This window comes from Castellaniella sp. (assembly GCF_034674885.1).
Taxonomy (GTDB): Bacteria; Pseudomonadota; Gammaproteobacteria; order Burkholderiales; family Burkholderiaceae_B; genus Castellaniella.
The window spans coordinates 16,918-33,615 of sequence record NZ_JAUCDS010000015.1 but is presented as its reverse complement, the minus strand read 5'-3'; the positions used below and the strand labels follow the sequence as shown (position 1 = coordinate 33,615).

Sequence of the window (16,698 nt, the reverse complement as noted above, 5' to 3'; positions counted from 1 at the left end):
CCTGACAAGGCGGGCCCCCATCCCGGAGCAGAGGTGAAAACGAAGCGAAGGATCGACTACACCACTCAGTAACCGGCCCCTGCCGCCTGGTCGCCGCCATCCCGGAAGGCCCTGGCCAGGCCCTCGGCGGCGTGGCGCAGCAGCAGCGTATCGGTGCCGACGGCGACGAAGCGGGCGCCGGCGCGGCAGAATTCCCGGGCGGCATCCAGCTGCGTGGCGAAGACGCCGGCGGCCTTGCCGCTGCGCGTGATCCGGGCAATCGAGTCCAGCACCGCCGCCTTGACCTCCGCATGGCCGGGCTGCCCCAGAAGCCCCATGGAAGCGGCCAGATCAGACGGCCCCAGGAACACGGCATCCACCCCGTCGACCGCCAGGATGTCGTCCAGGGCAGCCAGAGCCGCCAGGGATTCCGCCTGCACGATCAGGCAGATCTGCTCGTTGGCCTGCTGCAGATATCCGGGCACGCCGTTCCAGCGCGAAGCCCGCGCCAGCGCCGACCCAACGCCGCGCATGCCGGCGGGGGGATAGCGCGTCGCCCGCACCAGGGCCCGCGCCTGCTCGGCGGAATCCACCATAGGGACCAGCAGGCTTTTCACGCCGATATCCAGCAACTGCTTGATGCGCGCGGGGTCGTGATCGACCGTGCGCACCAGGACTTCGGCACCCCGCCCAGCCAGCGCCTGCAGCTGCGCCAACACGGTGCGCACGTCATTGGGGCCGTGCTCGGCGTCGATCAGCAGCCAGTCGAAGCCCGCATCGGCCAGCAGATCGGCGCTGTACGGACTGCACAGGCCCAGAAACAGGCCGATGCCGGGCGCCGCGCCGTCATGCAGGGAGGCCTTGAAACGATTATGGATGTCGGACACGGAATCTCCTTCAAGCATCGAGCCGGGCCGGCAGCAAATCCGCATACACGCCCAGATGCGCCCGGACAATGCCCTCCAGACCAAAGTCACGTTCCGCCAAGGCCCGGCCAGCCGCGCCCATGCGCTCCCGCAAGTCGGCATCGTCCGCCAGCCGGGCAACCGCGTCGGCCAGCGCCTGGGCATCGCGAGCGGGAACCAGCAGGCCGCTGACGTCGGGTTCGATGACATCCCGACAGCCCGGCACGTCGGTGGTGACGACCGCACGGCCGCAGGCGGCGGCCTCGATCAGGGATTTGGGCAGGCCTTCACGATAGGATGGCAAGGCCACGATGTGGGCCTGGGCATAGAAAGCCGCCACGTCTGCGCATTCGCCGACGCAATCGACCACGCCTTCGGCTTTCCAGGCCCGCAGTTCATCGGGCTGCACTGACGCCGGGTTCTCCAGATCCAGGCTGCCCGCCAGGCGCCAGCGCACGCCGTCGCCTCGACGGACCGACAGGCGCGCAGCTTCGACGAATTCCCGCACCCCTTTGTCGCGCAGCAGGCGGCTGGCCATGGCGACCGTCACCGGGCCGTCCGGCCAGGGGGCCGGCGCGAACCGGTTCAGGTCCACGCCCGACCCACGCACCAGCACGGCCTGTCCGGGCCGCACCGCCCCGGCCCGCACCAGCACGTCGCGATCTGATTCGTTCTGGAAGATCACTCGGCTATTGCGATGCCCCAGCGCCAGACGGTACAGGACCAGGGCCAGGCGCTTGAGCACGCCGCGCGCGCCCGAGCCCTGGATAAAGACATAGCCCAAGCCTGAAATCGCCGCCACATAGGCGGGCACCCCCGCCAATCGGCTGGCGATGCCGCCGTAGAGTACGGATTTGAGCGTCACGGCATGCACCAGATCCGGCCGCACCCGGAGAAACAGGCGCCAGATGGCCCAGAGACTGCGTGCCTCGGTCCAGGGCCGCATGCTGGTGCGCGACAGGGGCAACGTGTGGTGGATGAAACCCAGGGCTTCCAGTTCGGCCACCGCCGGCCCGCCCATCGACGCGACATGCACCTCGTAGCCGGCGTCGCGCGCGGCGATGGCCACCGGCAGGCGGTGGGACACCAGAAACGCCGGGTTGGTGATGAAGAACAGCAGGCGGGGCGGGCGACCTGCTTGGCCTGCGACGGAAGATGCCACGTCCGCATGCGTTGCGGCGGCAGCAGCACCTACACCGCGCAAGGCGGATGCCGAAGGGCTTGCCCCGCGCCCCACCGGCGTCGGATAATCCGCCGCCAGGCGACGCCAGACCGTCTCGTAGCGGTCCACCATGGTCTGCAGGCTGTAGCGCCGCGCCACCGAATCCCGCGCCTGCTCGCTGCGCTCAGGCCACGCAGGGCTGCGCACCGCATCGATGGACTGATCGATGGCTCGCGCCAGCGCAACGGCATCCCGGGGCGGCGCCACCCAGCCGTACTCGCCGACGATATCGGCCGCATCGCCCACATCCGTCACGACGCAGGCCACGCCGGCGGCCATGGCTTCGGACACCACGTTGGGGAAGCCTTCGGCCTTGCTCGACAGGACATGGATGTCCAGTGCCGGCATCAGAGCAGGCACGTCGTCGCGGCGGCCCAGGAAGATCAGATGGTCCAGCAGGCCGTAATGTCGCGCCTGGCTGATCAGGTCGGCATTGTCGCGCGACATGCCCAGGCCGATCAGGGCGCAGCGCAGCGTCGGATGCGCACGGAGGCACAAGGCCAGGGCTGCCAGCAGATTGCCGTGATCCTTCAGGGGATTCCAGCGGGCAACGCAACCCAGCAGGATCGCATCGTCGGGGACCTGCCATTCAGCGCGCCAGGCCTGGCGCGCCGCATCGTCCGGGTGCCAGACCGACAGATCGTAACCATTGGGAATCACCAGCACGCGGTCGTCGCGATAGCCCCAGGCTCGATGCACCTGGGCGGCGCGGCGGGCGCACGCCACGATGACACCCGGCACCCAGCCCGAGACCCGGGCGCAAAGCCAGGCGGCAACGCGCGATGAGCGGCTGCTTTCTGCCAGGCTGACCCCAGAGTTGCGCACGCCCCAGGCCACCGCGCGGATCCCGGCCAGGCGGGCGAGCAGGCCGCCGATGAGATCCGCGTGATACATCCAGGTCTGGACCACGTCGGGGCGGCGGCGGCGCAGCAGGCGATACAGACGCCATAGGCCGCGCACCGACCCCAGCGCTCCCTGCATGTCCAGGCAGACCACTTCGACACCGGCATCCCGCAACGACGCGCCCATGACGCCCTCGCTGCGCATGGAGACCACCATATGGCGCACCCGGGCATCCGGCGCCGTCGTCAGGCGCTGCAGCACGGTTTCCGCGCCGCCATGCAGCAGTCCGGAAATGATGTGCATGACCCGCAAGGGTTGCACCGCCGGGTGCGGATCACCCGTCCCTGCTTCGCCTGCCGGCAGCGGGCATGCCTGATCGGTATTCAATGCTGTATCTTCCATGTTCCCTATGTGCTTCCGGTATCCTGCCGCCCCCACTTCACCGCTTGCACGCGGCATCCCAGGACTGCAGGATGGCGGGCAGGCTATAGCGGCCGCGCACGGAGGCAGCCGCCTGTTGGCCCCAGGCCTCCCGTTCGGCGGGAGTGGCCCGCATCAATCGTTCCAGGGCCTGCGCCAGGGCGGCCTCGTCGTCCAAAGGCACCAGTGTCGCCAGCTGTCCGCCTTGCGTCAATTCGGCGGGCCCCGACGGGCAGTCCGTGGCCACGCAGGGCAGCCCCAGGGCCATGGCTTCCAGCAAGGCATTGGGAAAGCCTTCAACCCGCGAATTCAGCACAAATCCATGGCCTGTCGCCAGGTCGTCCCAAGGCGTCTGACTGAAGCCCGGCAGATGGATCCGGTCCGCCAGGCCCAATGCCGCGACACGCTGCAGGCAGGCTGCCCGCTGGGCGCCGTCTCCCCAGATCCACAGGTCCCAGTCCGGGCATGACTCGGCCAGGCCGGCGAAGACCTCGATCAGCCGATCGAACTGCTTGACCGGATTGAAGCGCCCCAGGGCGACCAGGCGCCGGCGCCCGGGGGGGGGTTCTGCCGCGCGCGCGGCCGGCAGGCCATCGGGCAAGGGATTCGGAATGGCGACGACCCGGCGCACGCCCGGCGCCACCTGCAACAGATGCGGCACGCTTTGCTGCGTCTGCACGACCACCCGATGCGCCCAGGGGTAGGTCAGGCGGCGCAGCCACCGCAATACGGATTCCAGGTTCACGCTGTGCGCCGGGTCGGTGCGTTCACTGACCACCACCGGCAGGCCCAGGCCTCGGATGGCCAGCAGCGCGGTGACGTTCACGTTCGTCAGAAAGGACAGCACGCGGTCCGGCTGCAGTTCGCGCGCCAATCGCCGCAGGGCCAGGATCTTGGTCACGGGCCGCAGCCAGGCCGGCCCGCGCAGGCGGTCCGCCAGCCACAGCAGCCGCACACCGGGTTCCAGCCGCTGCATGCATTGCCCGCGGCCGGAATAGCAGCACACCAGCGTGACCTCGTCGCCACGCCGCGCCCAGGCATTGGCCAGGGTCGCCGCGACCCGCTCTGCGCCGCCGCCATGCATGGAACTGACCAGGAACAGGATGCGCATTCAGCGGCCCTCCTGCCCCTGGAAGACCTGCTCCCACAAGGCCATGATCCGCGCTGTGCTGAAGCGGTCACGCACATCGGTCGCCCGGCCGGCGTACTGCGCCCGCAAGCCCTCATCCTTCATCAGGGCGCACAGCTGCGCGGCCAGCGCCTGCGCATCCTGCACCGGACGCACCAGCACGCCGTCGATGCCGTCGCGAATGATCTCGCGCGGGCCGTTCTCGCAATCGAATGCCACGCAGGGCAGGCCGCTGGCCATGGCTTCCAGCAGCGTATTGGACAGGCCCTCCGCCTGGGAGCTGAGCACGTACAGGTCCGAGGCCTGATACCAGGCCGCCATGTTGCCGACGCGGCCAGGCAGGCTGACCCGGTCCTGCAAGCCCAGTTCGTCGCGCAGGACTTCCAGTGCGGCGCGTTCCGGCCCCTCGCCCAGAATGGTCAGGTCCCAGTCGTCGCACATGAGGCTCAGGTCCGCAAAGGCCCGCAGCAGGCAATCAAAGCCCTTGACCGGATGCAGGCGGCCCACGGCCAGCAGGCGGCGCCGGCCAGGCGCGCGCGATGGCTCCAGCCGGGGTTCCTCATCGGCCAACGGCCAATGCACGGCATTGGGAATCACCTGGGCGCGCACGCCGGGCACGTATTCATCCAGCCACTGCGCCGTCCCCCGCGTCAGGGCGATGACGGCATCGGCGCGCGGGTAGGTCCAGCGGCGCAGGCGCTGCCAGGTATCCGGCAAGGGCAAGGTGGGCGGGTGGGTGTGTTCCGTAGCGATCACCCGGCTGTCGACACCCCGGGCGGCCAGCACCCCCAGCACGGAACCGCGCGTCATCATGCCCAGGATCACGGCGGGCCGCTGCCGGCGCACCAGTCGCCGCAATGCCCAGAAGCGCCGGCCATTGCCCCAGACGGCACCCAGGGGCCCTGCGCTATCGGCGGCCAGTCCCAAGGCATGGCGCTCGATGCCCGGCGGGACGGGATAGGCATCCTGGTCCGCCGCCGTCTGGGTGACCAGACTGACCCGGCAGCCGCGCGATTGCCAATATGCAGCCATATCGACGGCCACCCGCTCGGCGCCGCCGCCGCGCAGGGAATGAATCACGATCATCAGGTCAGTACGGTCTTGCATCATCCGTTCACATCCTTGCCAGGCCGATCGCCTGGCCGCACACGCAAGGCCAGGACCAGGTAGGCCGCATACGACAGGGCATACATGAGGCTGGTCGCCAGCATGATGCCGGCGACCCCCATGCGGGGCGCCAGCACGGTATTCATGCCGGCCTTGATCAAAAAATTCAGCACGGCGATCGCCGCCATCCAGCCGTAGCGGTTCTGACTGGCCAACAGCTGCACCAGGATCAGCACGCCGAAAAAGAAGGGCAACTGCAGCAGCCCCCACCGCAGCACCTGGGCCACGGCCACTGTGTCCTGCGCAGTGAAGGCGCCGCGCTCGAACAGCAGCGCCACGATCCAGGGCGCCAGCCACCAGCCCAGCAATACTGCCACGGCACCGATGCCCAGCATCGCGCCCGACCACTTCAAGGCCATGGTGCGCGCATGGGCCGCATCGCCCCGCGCCTGGATGTCGGCCAGCACCGGCAGGGCCGCCCGACCGACCGACGCAGCCCCCAGGCCGATCATCAGCGACAGCAGACGGGCAGCGTAGCCCAGCGTGGCATTGGCGTTCTGCCCCAGTTGCGCGGCCGTGTACTGATCGATGGGACCGACGAAACTCATGGCCAGCTGGCCGACCAGCATGATGCCGGCTGCAGCCGCGAGACTGGACCACTGGGGCGCCTGACGACGCAGATGCAGCGGCGTCGGCACGCCGTCGGCACGCCGCGCCAGCCGGTCCTGCCAGAAGGACTGCAATGCATAGCCCAGCACGGTCCCCCACAGCAGCGGCAGCACGCCGGCGTCAGCCGGGGCAGCCAGCACCCAGATCAGGATCATCAGCGCCGGCACGCTGTCCAGCAATGTGTTGATGTGCCGCTCATGGGCTCGCAAGCGAGCCGCGCTCAGTCCCGTCCAGACGGTGAACAGCGCAGCCGGCGCGAATCCCAGGACCAGCAGGCTGCTCATGTCGCGCACCTCGGGCGACAGGCCCTTGCCGGCCACCTGCAGCACCAGGGGCCAGGCGAACACCAGCAGCACCGCAATGATCAGCCCCAGGCCCAGCGCCCAGGCCAGCAGCTCGCCCAGGAAACGGCTGTGCCGGCCAGCATCGCCCTGGCGGCTGCGCACCAGCGCGGGGATCAGCACGACCGAACAGGCGCCCACCAGGGTGACGGGCAACCAGTTGGCCAGGGTCAGGGTGAACTGATAGGCGTCCACCACGTCGCTGATGCCGTAGCGGTAGGCCACGGCCATTTCCTTGAATGCACCAACGGCCTTGCCCATCAACAGGAAAAAGGCCACCCGGGCGGCCCCCAGAGCGATCCGCCGATGATCGGCGTGCAGGGCCGCCAGCCGCCGCGTCAGGAATGCAATCAACGCAAGAACTGGATGTACCAGGGCATGGCGATCTCCAGACCGCCCAGGATGTCGTACTGCGGTTCGTAACCCAACAGGGTACGGGCCTTGCTGACGTCAGCCTGGGAATGGCGCACGTCGCCAGCGCGAAAGTCGCCGTAGCGTGGTTCACGCGCATAGGCCACGCCATTGCGCCCCAGGATGTCGCGCAGATAGGCGAACAGCTGGTTCAGGCTGGTGCGCGCATTGAAGGCCACGTTGTAGACCTGGTTGGCGCCCTCGCCCTGCGCTACCGACGCCAGCAGATTGGCCTGCACGACATTGTCGATGTAGCAGAAGTCTCGGCTGGTCTCGCCATCGCCGTTGATGACGACTTCCTGGTCGCGGATCATGGACGACACCCACTTCGGGATCACGGCGGCATAGGCGCCATCGGGGTCCTGGCGCCGGCCAAAGACGTTGAAATACCGCAGCCCCACCGTCTGGAACCCGTAGGCGCGGGCGAAGACGTCCGCGTACAGTTCGTTGACGAACTTCGTCACGGCATAGGGGGACAGGGGCTTGCCGATGCGGTCTTCGACCTTGGGCAGGCCCGGGTGGTCGCCGTAGGTGGAACTGGACGCCGCATAGACAAAGGACTGCACCTGGGCGTCGCGGGCTGCAACCAGCATATTGAGCTGGCCGCCGACGTTGACGGCATTGGTCGTCAGGGGGTCTTTCAGCGATCTCGGCACCGACCCCAGCGCGGCCTGGTGCAGCACGTGCTGCACGCCTTCGACGGCCTGGCGGCAGGTGTCCAGATCGCGGATGTCGCCTTCGATGAACCGGAAACGCGCCCACTGGTCCGGTGACACCTGGGATCGCACTTCGTCCAGATTGTGCTGGTAGCCCGTGGAGAAATTATCCAGTCCGACGACGGTCTGGTCCAGTTTCAACAGGGCTTCCAGCAGGTTCGAGCCGATGAAGCCGGCGCAGCCGGTGACCAGCCAGGTATGAGAGCGCGCCTGCAGATCAGCCCGCAGGGCCTGAAAACGAGTACTCATGGCTTCACCTTATAGACGCAGATCGGATTCGTCGGCGTCCAGCACATACTTCAGGTCATACAGGACGTGTTCGGGCTTGCCCAGCGCCCGCAGGGCAGCCGCGCCCATGGACGCGAACTGCTCGTGGGCAACGGCCAGGATGATGCCGTCATACGCAGCCGGCGTCGGCTTGGACACCGGCGTGATGCCGTATTCGTGCTGCGCCTCGGCCGGGTCCACCCACGGGTCGTAGACGTCCACCGCGATGTTGTATTCGCCAAGTTCGCGCACGATGTCCACCACGCGGGTATTGCGCAGATCCGGGCAGTTTTCCTTGAAGGTCAGCCCCATGACCAGCACGTGGGAGCCCTGCACCTGGATGCGGCGCTTGGTCATGGCCTTGATCAGCTGCGACACGACGTAGCCGCCCATGGAATCATTCAGGCGACGACCCGCCAGGATGATCTCGGGGTGGTAGCCGATGGACTGCGCCTTGTGCGTCAGGTAGTACGGGTCCACACCGATGCAGTGGCCGCCCACCAGGCCCGGGCGAAACGGCAGGAAATTCCATTTGGTGCCCGCCGCCTGCAGGACGTCCAGCGTATCGATGCCCAGGCGGTTGAAGATCAGGGCCAGCTCGTTGATCAGGGCGATATTCACGTCGCGCTGGGTGTTCTCGATCACCTTGGCGGCCTCGGCGACCTTGATGGACGAGGCCTTGTGGGTGCCGGCGGTGATGATCTGGCGATACAGGGTATCGACGAGTTCGGCGACTTCCGGCGTCGAGCCGGAGGTGACCTTGCGGATCGTGGACACGCGATGCTGCTTGTCGCCCGGGTTGATGCGTTCGGGGCTGTAGCCAGCGTAGAAATCGACGTTGAACTTCAGGCCCGAGGTCTGTTCCAGGACCGGCACGCAGACTTCTTCAGTCGCCCCCGGATAGACGGTCGATTCATAAATGACGATGTCGCCGCGCTTCAGGATGCGGCCGATGGTCTCGCTGGCGCGTTCCAGCGGCGTCAGATCAGGCTGCTTGTACTGGTCGATCGGGGTCGGCACCGTGACGATGAACACGTTGGCCGACGCCAGTTCCGCTGGATCGCTGGAATAGTGCAGGTGCTCGGCCTCGGTCAGTTCCGGCCCTGAGACTTCCAGCGTATGGTCGCGGCCGGCGCGCAGTTCCTCGATACGTCGGGCATTGATGTCGAACCCCAGCACATCGCGCTTCTTGCCGAACTCGACCGCCAGCGGCAGGCCCACGTAACCCAGGCCAACAACAGCCAAACGGACGTCCTGAATGTTCATGAAATTCTCCCCGGCGACATGGCCGTATTGATCGAAGGAATATTAATCGCGCTGCTCGCGCCGCCCCAGGGACGGCAGCAGCAGCCAGCGAGGGCGGCGCCATGTCACCAGACGGATGTACAGCCAGATATACACTGCGGCGAACACCCCCATGCTGAGACACAGGATCCAGGCGTTGTCCCACCACAGAGTGGCCGGCACCAGGCCGATCAGGGCCAGCACCCACAGATAGGGCGACGTCATGGCATTGCACAGCGCGGGCAGCGCATGACGCCGGTCGCGGCTGAAAGTGACGCGCACCAGGCGCCGGAACACCAGCTGATGCAGGTGCAGGGCGTCGGGCTGATCCACCGGGACGCCGCGCTTGAACTTACGCCGCCAAATGGAAAACAGCGTCTCGAAGACGGGATAGAACAGCACCGCCAGCGCATAGAAAGGCGACACCCCAGGATTGCGCACCACCAGCTGCACGGCCAGTTCGGCCAGCATGAAGCCCAGGAAATATGCGCCGCCATCGCCCAGGAAGACCCGGCCGAACGGAAAATTCCAGACCAGGAACCCCAGCGTGGCTGCCGCCAGCGCCGTAGCAATCAGGAAGATGGGGATATCCTGCACCTGCAGTGCCACCAGCGCCAGGGACACGGCCATCAGCGTCGCGATCATGCCCGCCAGCCCGTTCATGCCGTCGACGATGTTCAGGGCATGCGTGCAGCCGCCCACGGCCACCATCGTGAAGAGCAGGGAAATGATGGGCCAGCTGGACAACAGGGTGTCAGCCCAGGACAGGCCCACGCGCGACACGCCCCCCAGCAGCCACCAGGCGATGCCGGCAGAAATGAAGGCCGCCAGCAGGCGCTTGCCGGATCCGATTTCTTTGGTGATGTCTTCCAGCAGCCCCGCCACGAAGACCGGCAGGGCTGCCACGAACAGGGCCGGCCACAGCCAGGTCACGGTCATGTTGCGCGGCCCCAACATCAGCAGGCCGGCCAGACTGCCCGCCACGACGGCCAGCCCGCCCACCCGGGGGGCGGCGCGCTTGTGCATGGCTTGGGGCTTGTGCAGATCGTTATCCCCTGTGTAGCGGCCGTGCCAGCGCTCGGAGACAACGATCAGCCCACCCACCATGAAAGCCACGATCCCGATCAGAGGCCAACTGAGCGAAGCGGACAAACTGGAGGCGTTCAAGACAATCCCGGATAGACAAAACGAGATTATCGGCGATATTTGTAACCCGTGCGGTTGTAACAGGGATACAGATGCAACAAAAGCACCGGACAGGCGGGAAACGGCCCGCCCGGTGCCCGGATCAGCCCAGCGCCATGCACAGGTACTTCACGACCAGATAATCATCCAGCCCGTAATGCGATCCTTCGCGGCCCAGGCCGGATTGCTTGACCCCGCCAAACGGCACGGCCTCATTGGAGATCAACCCGGTGTTGATGCCCACCATGCCGTATTCCAGGGCTTCCGCCACCCGCCAGACCCGGCCGATGTCGCGGCTGTAGAAGTATGCGGCCAGGCCATATTCCGTATCGTTGGCCATGCGGATGACGTCCGCATCGTCACTGAAACGGAACAGCGGCGCCAGGGGGCCGAAGGTTTCCTCGCGGGCGAGTTTCATCGTGGGCAGCGCATCGGCCAGCACCGTGGGCTGGAAGAAAGTGTGCCCCAGTGCATGGGGCTGGCCCCCGGCCAGGATGCGTCCGCCTTGGGCGACGGCATCTGCGATGTGTTCCTGGACCTTGGCCACGGCATCGGCATCGATCAGGGGGCCCTGGGTGATACCATCCTCTACCCCATTGCCGACCCGTAATTTGCCGACCGCCTGTACCAGTTTGCGACTGAACTCGTCATAGACAGAATCCTGCACGTAGAACCGGTTGGTACACACGCAGGTCTGCCCCGAGTTGCGGTACTTGCTGGCGATGGCGCCTTCCACCGCAGCATCCAGATCGGCATCGTCGAACACGATGAACGGCGCATTGCCGCCCAGTTCCAGGGACAGCTTCTTGATCGAAGGCGCGCACTGGCGCATCAGCAGGCGCCCGACCTCGGTCGACCCGGTGAAGGACATCTTGCGCACGATCGGGCTGGACGTCATCTCGCCGCCGATGGCCGGCGCGTCGCCGGTCAGGACGGAGAACACGCCCGGGGGCACTCCGGCCTCTTCCGCCAGCACGGCCAGGGCCAGCGCAGAAAACGGGGTCTGCTCGGCGGGCTTGACGACCAGCGGGCAGCCGGCGGCCAACGCGGCGCCAGCCTTGCGGGTGATCATGGACGAGGGGAAGTTCCAGGGTGTGATGGCGGCGCACACGCCAATGGGTTCTTTGGTGACGACGACGCGGCGGTCCTTGGCGAAAGACGGAATCACGTCGCCATAGGCGCGCTTGCCTTCCTCGGCGAACCATTCCAGGAAGGCGGCGCCATAGGCGATTTCCCCCCGGGATTCGGCCATGGGCTTGCCCTGTTCGGCCGTCATGATCAGGGCCAGGTCCTGGGTGTGTTCGGTCATCAATTCGAACCAGCGTCGCAGGATGGCCGCGCGTTCCTTGGCGGTGCGCGCGCGCCAAGCGCCCCAGGCGGCCTGGGCGCCTTCGATGGCCCGGCGGGTTTCGGCTGCGCCCATGCAGGGCACGGTCCCCAGGATTTCGCCAGTTGCCGGGTTGCTGACGGAGATCGTCTCGCCTGAATCAGCGTCGCACCACCGCCCATTGAGATACGCCTGCTGACGCAGCAGGTCCGGGTTTTTCAGTGCCAGCATGCTTGTGCTCCCAGTTTTCGTTCAATATAATGAACGATGTTTGTTTGAATGAACGAAATAATCATAACGGCCGCGATCACGGGGCGTCAATCCGTCCACAGGGTCCGCGCCCGATGCGGCAGAGCGGACAAATCCCGGTCACACCCTCTTTCACGATCGTGCCATTTCATGAGTCCTGAAAAAATCCTGGCGCCCGCTGTCGCCCGCGCCTCCGCCGTGCTGGATCTGCTGGCTCGCGCCGGCCGGCCGGTTTCCCTGGCCGAGCTGGCCAAGACCCTGCAACTGCCCAAAAGCAGCCTGCACGGCCTGTGCGCCACGCTGGAACACCTGAACCTGATCACACGACTGGACGGCGGCCAGATGGCGCTGGGGCCGCACGTCATGATGTGGGCCAATGCCTTCATGGCGCGGCTGGACATCACTCAGGAATTCTTTGCATCCTGGGACGACATGCGTGTCCTGCCGGAAGAAACCATCACCCTGTCGGTGCGCGACGGCGCCGAGGTCGTGTACATCGCCTGCCGCAACGGCAAACACCCGCTGGGATTGCACTTCCATGCCGGCATGCGCCTGCCGGCGGTCTACACCGCCACCGGCCTGGCCATGCTCAGCACCCTGCCGGACGCCAGCGTGCGCAAGCTGCTGGACGCCCATCCCGAGGGCTGGCCTGCCCCGCTGACCGAGCGCGGCCTGCGCGACACTGCCTCGGTCCTGGCCGAGCTGCAGCGAATCCGGCGGCGACATCACTCCATCGACCGCGAGGGGGTGCGCGAGGGCATGTATTGCTTCGGAGCGCCGGTCTTCGATTCACACCACCCCGAAGCCGTCGCCGGTGTGGCGGTCAGCATCCGCTCCCTGGAAATCAGCCCCGACCTGGAATCCCGCGCAGGCGTGGCCATCCGCAAGCTGGCGGACCGCCTGTCGCAACGATTGGGGGCGTGGCACGACCAATAGGCCTCGGCCAGCGATCACGGCATCCCCCCGTCCATAGACCACGATTACAATCCGGAGCGGCCTGGTGTTCGTCGGACTGATCGGCAGGCCGGTGGCAACAGGAGCCCCCACGCCGCGCAGGCAAAAAAAAGCCCAAGATCCGAAGATCCTGGGCTAAATCCACCAAAGGAGGAGGGTGGAGGAGACAACCGTGGCATGTCGGGCTACCAAGATCTGGGATCTGAGCCATCCGTGATTAGGGGTTTTCCCGCTGCAATCGCGTTTCGACATCCGATAAGCAAAGTATATAAGCAGACTTTGCTGCAATGCAAGATCTATTTGATGTCAATAGACAACGGCCATAGGTTTGTGGTTTTTCGCACACACCCAAGGGTAAACCTGATGCCTCTACCCCCTGCCCACGCCCAGAAACAGGGCGCCCCCGCATCAGATCCGATACGCCGTGGTCGTCATGAGGCGCGACATCAGCCGCATCGCTCCGCGAACCGGGGCCGGCAGCGGCGCTGCCCCGTGGTTTTCCGCTGTCGTGCGATGGCCGATCTCGTCGTCGCGCATCTGCGTGACGACCTGGCGCGATCGGTGGTCCTGCGCGGGCAATGTGTTCAGATGCCCGTCCAGATGTTCCTCGACCTGACGCTCGGTTTCGGCCATGAAGCCCAGGTTGTAGGGCACCCCTGCCCGGCTGGCGACCACGCCCAGGCCGAAGGCCCCGGCATACCACAGGGGATTGAGCAGGCTGGGGCGGCTTTGCAGTTCGTCCAGGCGCTGGCGGCACCAGGCCAGGTGGTCGGTTTCCTCGGCGGCGGCCTGCAGCAGCACGGCGCGCACCGAGGCATCGCGGCACATCAGCGCCTGGCCCCGGTAGAGGGCCTGGGCACAGATCTCGCCCACGTGATTCACGCGCATCAACCCCGCCGCATGGCGGGCCTCTTCAGCGGACAGGGCGGGATCGTCCGGCTTCGCCGGCCCGGCCGGGCAGGCACGATCATGAGCCACCGTGCCATCCAGCACCTGCAGGGCCTGACCGATTTCTGTCAGCAGACCGTCCAGCGAACCGGAGCGACGGCGCCAAGGGCCTGCCGCGCGCAGGTGCGACGGCCCGGGAACGGCGGACGGAGTCGAGGCAACCCCGGGCTTCAGGGAATTCGTCGAGGTCATGGGGATCCTTTATCGATTCAGGAAGCGCCAGACCGGCTTCACAGCGGCCAGCAACCAGCACGAGGGTAACACGATGGCCAGCGCGATCAGGCCCCGGCCGGCCCAGTCCTGATCGTCCTGCAGGTAGGCATTGCACAGCCGGATCGGCTGGTCCAGATAGACCATGCCGACGATGGCGCTCATCCAGCAGAAATTGCCCAGGAAGAACAGTTTGATGACCACGTTCGCCTGCCGCACGGAGGCCTGCAGCAACCAGCCGCACAGGGGCAGTCCCAGGTATTTGAAGGTGGCCACCCGCCAGTCCACCAGCGCATCGTCGAGTGCCTTGGGAATCATCCACCCGGCGCCCACCAGGCTGACCAGCAGCAGGCCCGGCATGCCGTAGGCGTTATAGGACCAGCGGATGCCACGGCCAGAGGTCGCCTGCCACAACCGGGATGATTGGCCTGAAGCATCCGCCTGCGCCGGCGGTGCCTGCGCGCGCGCAGGCCGTCCCCCCCGCCAGGCCTGTTCGGCGAACACACCGCCCGCGACCAGCAAGGGGATCTGCACCAGCATGTGCAGACTCATGAGAGCCGTCAGCGCGTCGTGCCAGACGATGGCCCCCCCAAGACACAGGGCCGCTGCCAACAGGGATGCGGGCCAGCCGGACAGCAGGCGGATCATGGCTGATCACCCTGCGGCGCACGGCCCGCCGTCTGAGCTGGCAGGAAGGATTTCGCGGCCTTCAGGGCCCAGCCCGGATCGTCCAGGTCGACGATGCGCACCAGGCGCCCATCGGGCGTCACGACATGGAAAGCGGCGTTGTGCTCGAATTCGCCCAGCGGGGCGGGCACGACCAGGATGCCGAACATGTCCAGCAAGGCGCTGCGTTGCGCCGCATCGGTCAGGGTCAGGAACTGCCAGACGCCGGAGTCGGCCCCCATGCGCACGGCATAGCGCGACAGATCATCGGCGCGGTCGCGGGGGTCGAAGCTCAGGCTGATCAGGCGCAACTGGTGCTGCAGGCCTTCGGCTTCGATGGCCCGCTGCAACTGTTCGGTCAGGGAGCCCTGCGCCAGGCACAGGGCAATACAGCGCGTATAGAAAAAATTGACGATGGCCACCCGGCCATCGTCACGCAGATTGCGATTCAGGGATTCCTGGCGCCCCGCCCCATCCAGCACCTGCACGGCTGCCGGAATGTCGCGGGGATGTTCGGCAATCGTCTGCCGGCGGGCGGCCTCGGCCGTCAGGACAGTGAAACCGTCCGTCAGGCTGTACAGAACCCCGAGACCCGCCGCCAGGGCCAGCACCAGTGACAACACCCACCGCATGACGACCCTGCCCGCTTATTTCTTTTCCAGCAGCGGGCGCAGGTCTTCGTCGCCCTTCCAGGGCGTGGTCTGATCCTTGGTGTCGGCACGGACCTTGGCGACGAACTGCGCGTCGATCGTGGATGCCGAGTTGCCGAAGCTGGTGCGCACATGACTGACGATGGCCGCGACTTCCTCGTCGGAGAACTTGTCCTGGAAGTGCGGCATTTCGCCGTTGTACTTGGCGCCTTCGACAGTCAACGGACCATGGATGCCATGCAGCACGATGCGCACCATGACGCCTGCATCTTCCGCATCCACCCATTCGGACTTGGACAGGGGCGGGAACACACCCGGCACGCCCGCGCCGGTGGCCTGGTGGCAGGCTACGCAATTGGCGGTGTACAGCTGCCCGCCATCGGCCTTGGTCGGCACGGCGAAGTCGGCCGCCACGCGGTCATCGCCCACCGACGGCGGCATGGGCGTGTACGAGACGTACAGATGCCAGACGGCCCAGATCAGCAAGATCCCGATGATGCCCAGCACGACCTTGGGGATCGGCCGGCTGCCTTCGACGGGTTCCGGCTGCTCGCGGCGCTGTTGCGTGAATTTGTTGCTCATTTCTTGGCTCCTTCAGCTGCGGCAGGCTGCTCGGGCAACGTCGGCAACAGGGCGTCAGGATTGATCGGATACGTATGATTCAGACCGATCAGGTAATCGACCAGATCCAGCGCTTCCTGCGTGGCCACGACGACCTGGCCGTTGGCCGGCGCGTAGCTGGGCGGCAGATTGACGACCTTGTCGCCGGCCTCGGCCTTGTCCTTGAGCTTGAACATGAAGGGGAAGGCCGGCATGTTGCTGTGTGGCGTGTAGGCGCGGGGTTCGTACAGGTGGCCCAGGTTCCAGTCCACACTGGGCTGGCGAGCGCCGATGTTGAACAGATCCGGCCCGGTGCGCATGGTGCCCAGCAGGTGGGGATGGTCGTAGTAATAGTCGCCCGCCACCGGCGCACGACCCCAGCCGCGCTGGAAGTCGGGCGCCATGGATTGGCTGCGCGGCTGCTGCGAGTGGCAGTAGACGCAACCCATCTCGATGTAGACCTGGCGGCCGCGCAACTGCTGTTCGGTATAGGGTTTCAGACCCGGCGAAGGCTGCACGTCCGACAGCTGCATGTAGGGCAGCACGACCAGCGTGGCGGTGGCCAGGGCGAGGGTCACCATCGCCCCGCTAAGGAGTTTGTATTCGCTTTCCATGA

Annotated in this window: 15 protein-coding genes and 1 pseudogene; 1 reads left to right on the top strand and 15 read right to left on the bottom strand. The window is 66.5% G+C overall.

What is annotated here, in order from left to right:
• Positions 1-65: 65 nt before the first annotated feature.
• From VDP74_RS09810 to gabD, 10 genes and pseudogenes are all read right to left on the bottom strand, one after another.
• A complete protein-coding gene (locus VDP74_RS09810) occupies positions 66-884 on the bottom strand; it encodes an aldolase/citrate lyase family protein (RefSeq protein WP_416232965.1) in 819 nt (272 codons plus the stop codon).
• Positions 877-2,046: a glycosyltransferase family 4 protein gene (locus tag VDP74_RS09805; RefSeq protein ID WP_322999484.1), complete on the bottom strand. Its 1,170-nt coding sequence runs from the start codon at positions 2,044-2,046 to the stop codon at positions 877-879. Before VDP74_RS09805 ends, VDP74_RS09810 begins: the two co-directional genes overlap by 8 nt.
• Positions 2,047-2,271: 225 nt before the next feature.
• Positions 2,272-3,252, bottom strand: a pseudogene (locus tag VDP74_RS09800) (glycosyltransferase); the annotation flags it as partial.
• A 136-nt stretch (positions 3,253-3,388) separates the two neighbouring features.
• Complete coding sequence (locus tag VDP74_RS09795; protein ID WP_322999443.1) at positions 3,389-4,480, bottom strand: glycosyltransferase family 4 protein; 1,092 nt, start codon at positions 4,478-4,480, stop codon at positions 3,389-3,391.
• The gene (locus VDP74_RS09790; RefSeq protein WP_416232964.1) at positions 4,481-5,605 is read right to left on the bottom strand and encodes a glycosyltransferase family 4 protein; all 1,125 of its coding nucleotides are present in this window, start codon (positions 5,603-5,605) and stop codon (positions 4,481-4,483) included.
• Positions 5,605-6,966 (bottom strand): murein biosynthesis integral membrane protein MurJ, encoded by a 1,362-nt coding sequence (gene murJ, locus VDP74_RS09785; protein WP_322999483.1) that lies wholly within the window; start codon positions 6,964-6,966, stop codon positions 5,605-5,607. Before murJ ends, VDP74_RS09790 begins: the two co-directional genes overlap by 1 nt.
• Positions 6,966-7,991, bottom strand: a complete 1,026-nt coding sequence (locus VDP74_RS09780; protein WP_322999441.1) for an SDR family oxidoreductase — start codon at positions 7,989-7,991, stop codon at positions 6,966-6,968. Before VDP74_RS09780 ends, murJ begins: the two co-directional genes overlap by 1 nt.
• A gap of 9 nt (positions 7,992-8,000) precedes the next feature.
• Positions 8,001-9,275 carry a Vi polysaccharide biosynthesis UDP-N-acetylglucosamine C-6 dehydrogenase TviB gene (tviB, locus tag VDP74_RS09775; RefSeq protein WP_322999440.1) on the bottom strand — a complete coding sequence of 425 codons (1,275 nt, stop codon included), beginning with the start codon at positions 9,273-9,275 and terminating at the stop codon, positions 8,001-8,003.
• A 42-nt stretch (positions 9,276-9,317) separates the two neighbouring features.
• The gene (locus VDP74_RS09770) at positions 9,318-10,400 is read right to left on the bottom strand and encodes a glycosyltransferase (RefSeq protein WP_322999482.1); all 1,083 of its coding nucleotides are present in this window, start codon (positions 10,398-10,400) and stop codon (positions 9,318-9,320) included.
• Positions 10,401-10,581: 181 nt separating this feature from the next.
• Positions 10,582-12,036, bottom strand: coding sequence for an NADP-dependent succinate-semialdehyde dehydrogenase (gene gabD / locus VDP74_RS09765; protein ID WP_322999439.1), 1,455 nt, complete (start codon positions 12,034-12,036; stop codon positions 10,582-10,584).
• 168 nt (positions 12,037-12,204) lie between these two features.
• Between gabD and VDP74_RS09760 the strand changes: the two genes are divergently transcribed.
• On the top strand, positions 12,205-12,990 hold the full coding sequence (locus tag VDP74_RS09760; RefSeq protein WP_322999438.1) for an IclR family transcriptional regulator: 786 nt from the start codon (positions 12,205-12,207) through the stop codon (positions 12,988-12,990).
• A gap of 426 nt (positions 12,991-13,416) precedes the next feature.
• On the opposite strand, the gene coq7 is transcribed toward VDP74_RS09760, so the two are convergent.
• The 5 genes from coq7 to VDP74_RS09735 are packed head-to-tail and all read right to left on the bottom strand — an operon-like array spanning position 13,417 to position 16,696.
• Complete coding sequence (gene coq7, locus VDP74_RS09755; RefSeq protein WP_322999437.1) at positions 13,417-14,148, bottom strand: 2-polyprenyl-3-methyl-6-methoxy-1,4-benzoquinone monooxygenase; 732 nt, start codon at positions 14,146-14,148, stop codon at positions 13,417-13,419.
• Positions 14,149-14,157: 9 nt separating this feature from the next.
• Complete coding sequence (locus tag VDP74_RS09750; protein ID WP_322999436.1) at positions 14,158-14,814, bottom strand: hypothetical protein; 657 nt, start codon at positions 14,812-14,814, stop codon at positions 14,158-14,160.
• On the bottom strand, positions 14,811-15,464 hold the full coding sequence (locus VDP74_RS09745; protein WP_322999435.1) for an SCO family protein: 654 nt from the start codon (positions 15,462-15,464) through the stop codon (positions 14,811-14,813). The genes VDP74_RS09750 and VDP74_RS09745 overlap by 4 nt, the downstream gene beginning before the upstream one ends.
• 15 nt (positions 15,465-15,479) lie before the next feature.
• Positions 15,480-16,064 carry a cytochrome c gene (locus VDP74_RS09740; RefSeq protein ID WP_322999434.1) on the bottom strand — a complete coding sequence of 195 codons (585 nt, stop codon included), beginning with the start codon at positions 16,062-16,064 and terminating at the stop codon, positions 15,480-15,482.
• A complete protein-coding gene (locus VDP74_RS09735) occupies positions 16,061-16,696 on the bottom strand; it encodes a cbb3-type cytochrome c oxidase subunit II (protein ID WP_322999433.1) in 636 nt (211 codons plus the stop codon). The genes VDP74_RS09740 and VDP74_RS09735 overlap by 4 nt, the downstream gene beginning before the upstream one ends.
• Between the last annotated feature and the right edge of the window lie 2 nt (positions 16,697-16,698).

Bases quoted from the DNA above. Each gene is read 5' to 3' on its own strand.
- VDP74_RS09760 (WP_322999438.1), top strand. From the start codon at position 12,205: ATGAGTCCTGAAAAAATCCTGGCGCCCGCTGTCGCCCGCGCCTCCGCC.
- gabD (WP_322999439.1), bottom strand. From the start codon at position 12,036: ATGCTGGCACTGAAAAACCCGGACCTGCTGCGTCAGCAGGCGTATCTC.
- VDP74_RS09770 (WP_322999482.1), bottom strand. From the start codon at position 10,400: ATGGTGGGTGGGCTGATCGTTGTCTCCGAGCGCTGGCACGGCCGCTAC.
- tviB (WP_322999440.1), bottom strand. From the start codon at position 9,275: ATGAACATTCAGGACGTCCGTTTGGCTGTTGTTGGCCTGGGTTACGTG.
- VDP74_RS09780 (WP_322999441.1), bottom strand. From the start codon at position 7,991: ATGAGTACTCGTTTTCAGGCCCTGCGGGCTGATCTGCAGGCGCGCTCT.
- coq7 (WP_322999437.1), bottom strand. From the start codon at position 14,148: ATGACCTCGACGAATTCCCTGAAGCCCGGGGTTGCCTCGACTCCGTCC.
- VDP74_RS09810 (WP_416232965.1), bottom strand. From the start codon at position 884: ATGCTTGAAGGAGATTCCGTGTCCGACATCCATAATCGTTTCAAGGCC.
- VDP74_RS09735 (WP_322999433.1), bottom strand. From the start codon at position 16,696: ATGGAAAGCGAATACAAACTCCTTAGCGGGGCGATGGTGACCCTCGCC.
- VDP74_RS09750 (WP_322999436.1), bottom strand. From the start codon at position 14,814: ATGATCCGCCTGCTGTCCGGCTGGCCCGCATCCCTGTTGGCAGCGGCC.
- VDP74_RS09790 (WP_416232964.1), bottom strand. From the start codon at position 5,605: ATGCAAGACCGTACTGACCTGATGATCGTGATTCATTCCCTGCGCGGC.
- VDP74_RS09740 (WP_322999434.1), bottom strand. From the start codon at position 16,064: ATGAGCAACAAATTCACGCAACAGCGCCGCGAGCAGCCGGAACCCGTC.
- VDP74_RS09795 (WP_322999443.1), bottom strand. From the start codon at position 4,480: ATGCGCATCCTGTTCCTGGTCAGTTCCATGCATGGCGGCGGCGCAGAG.
- VDP74_RS09745 (WP_322999435.1), bottom strand. From the start codon at position 15,464: ATGCGGTGGGTGTTGTCACTGGTGCTGGCCCTGGCGGCGGGTCTCGGG.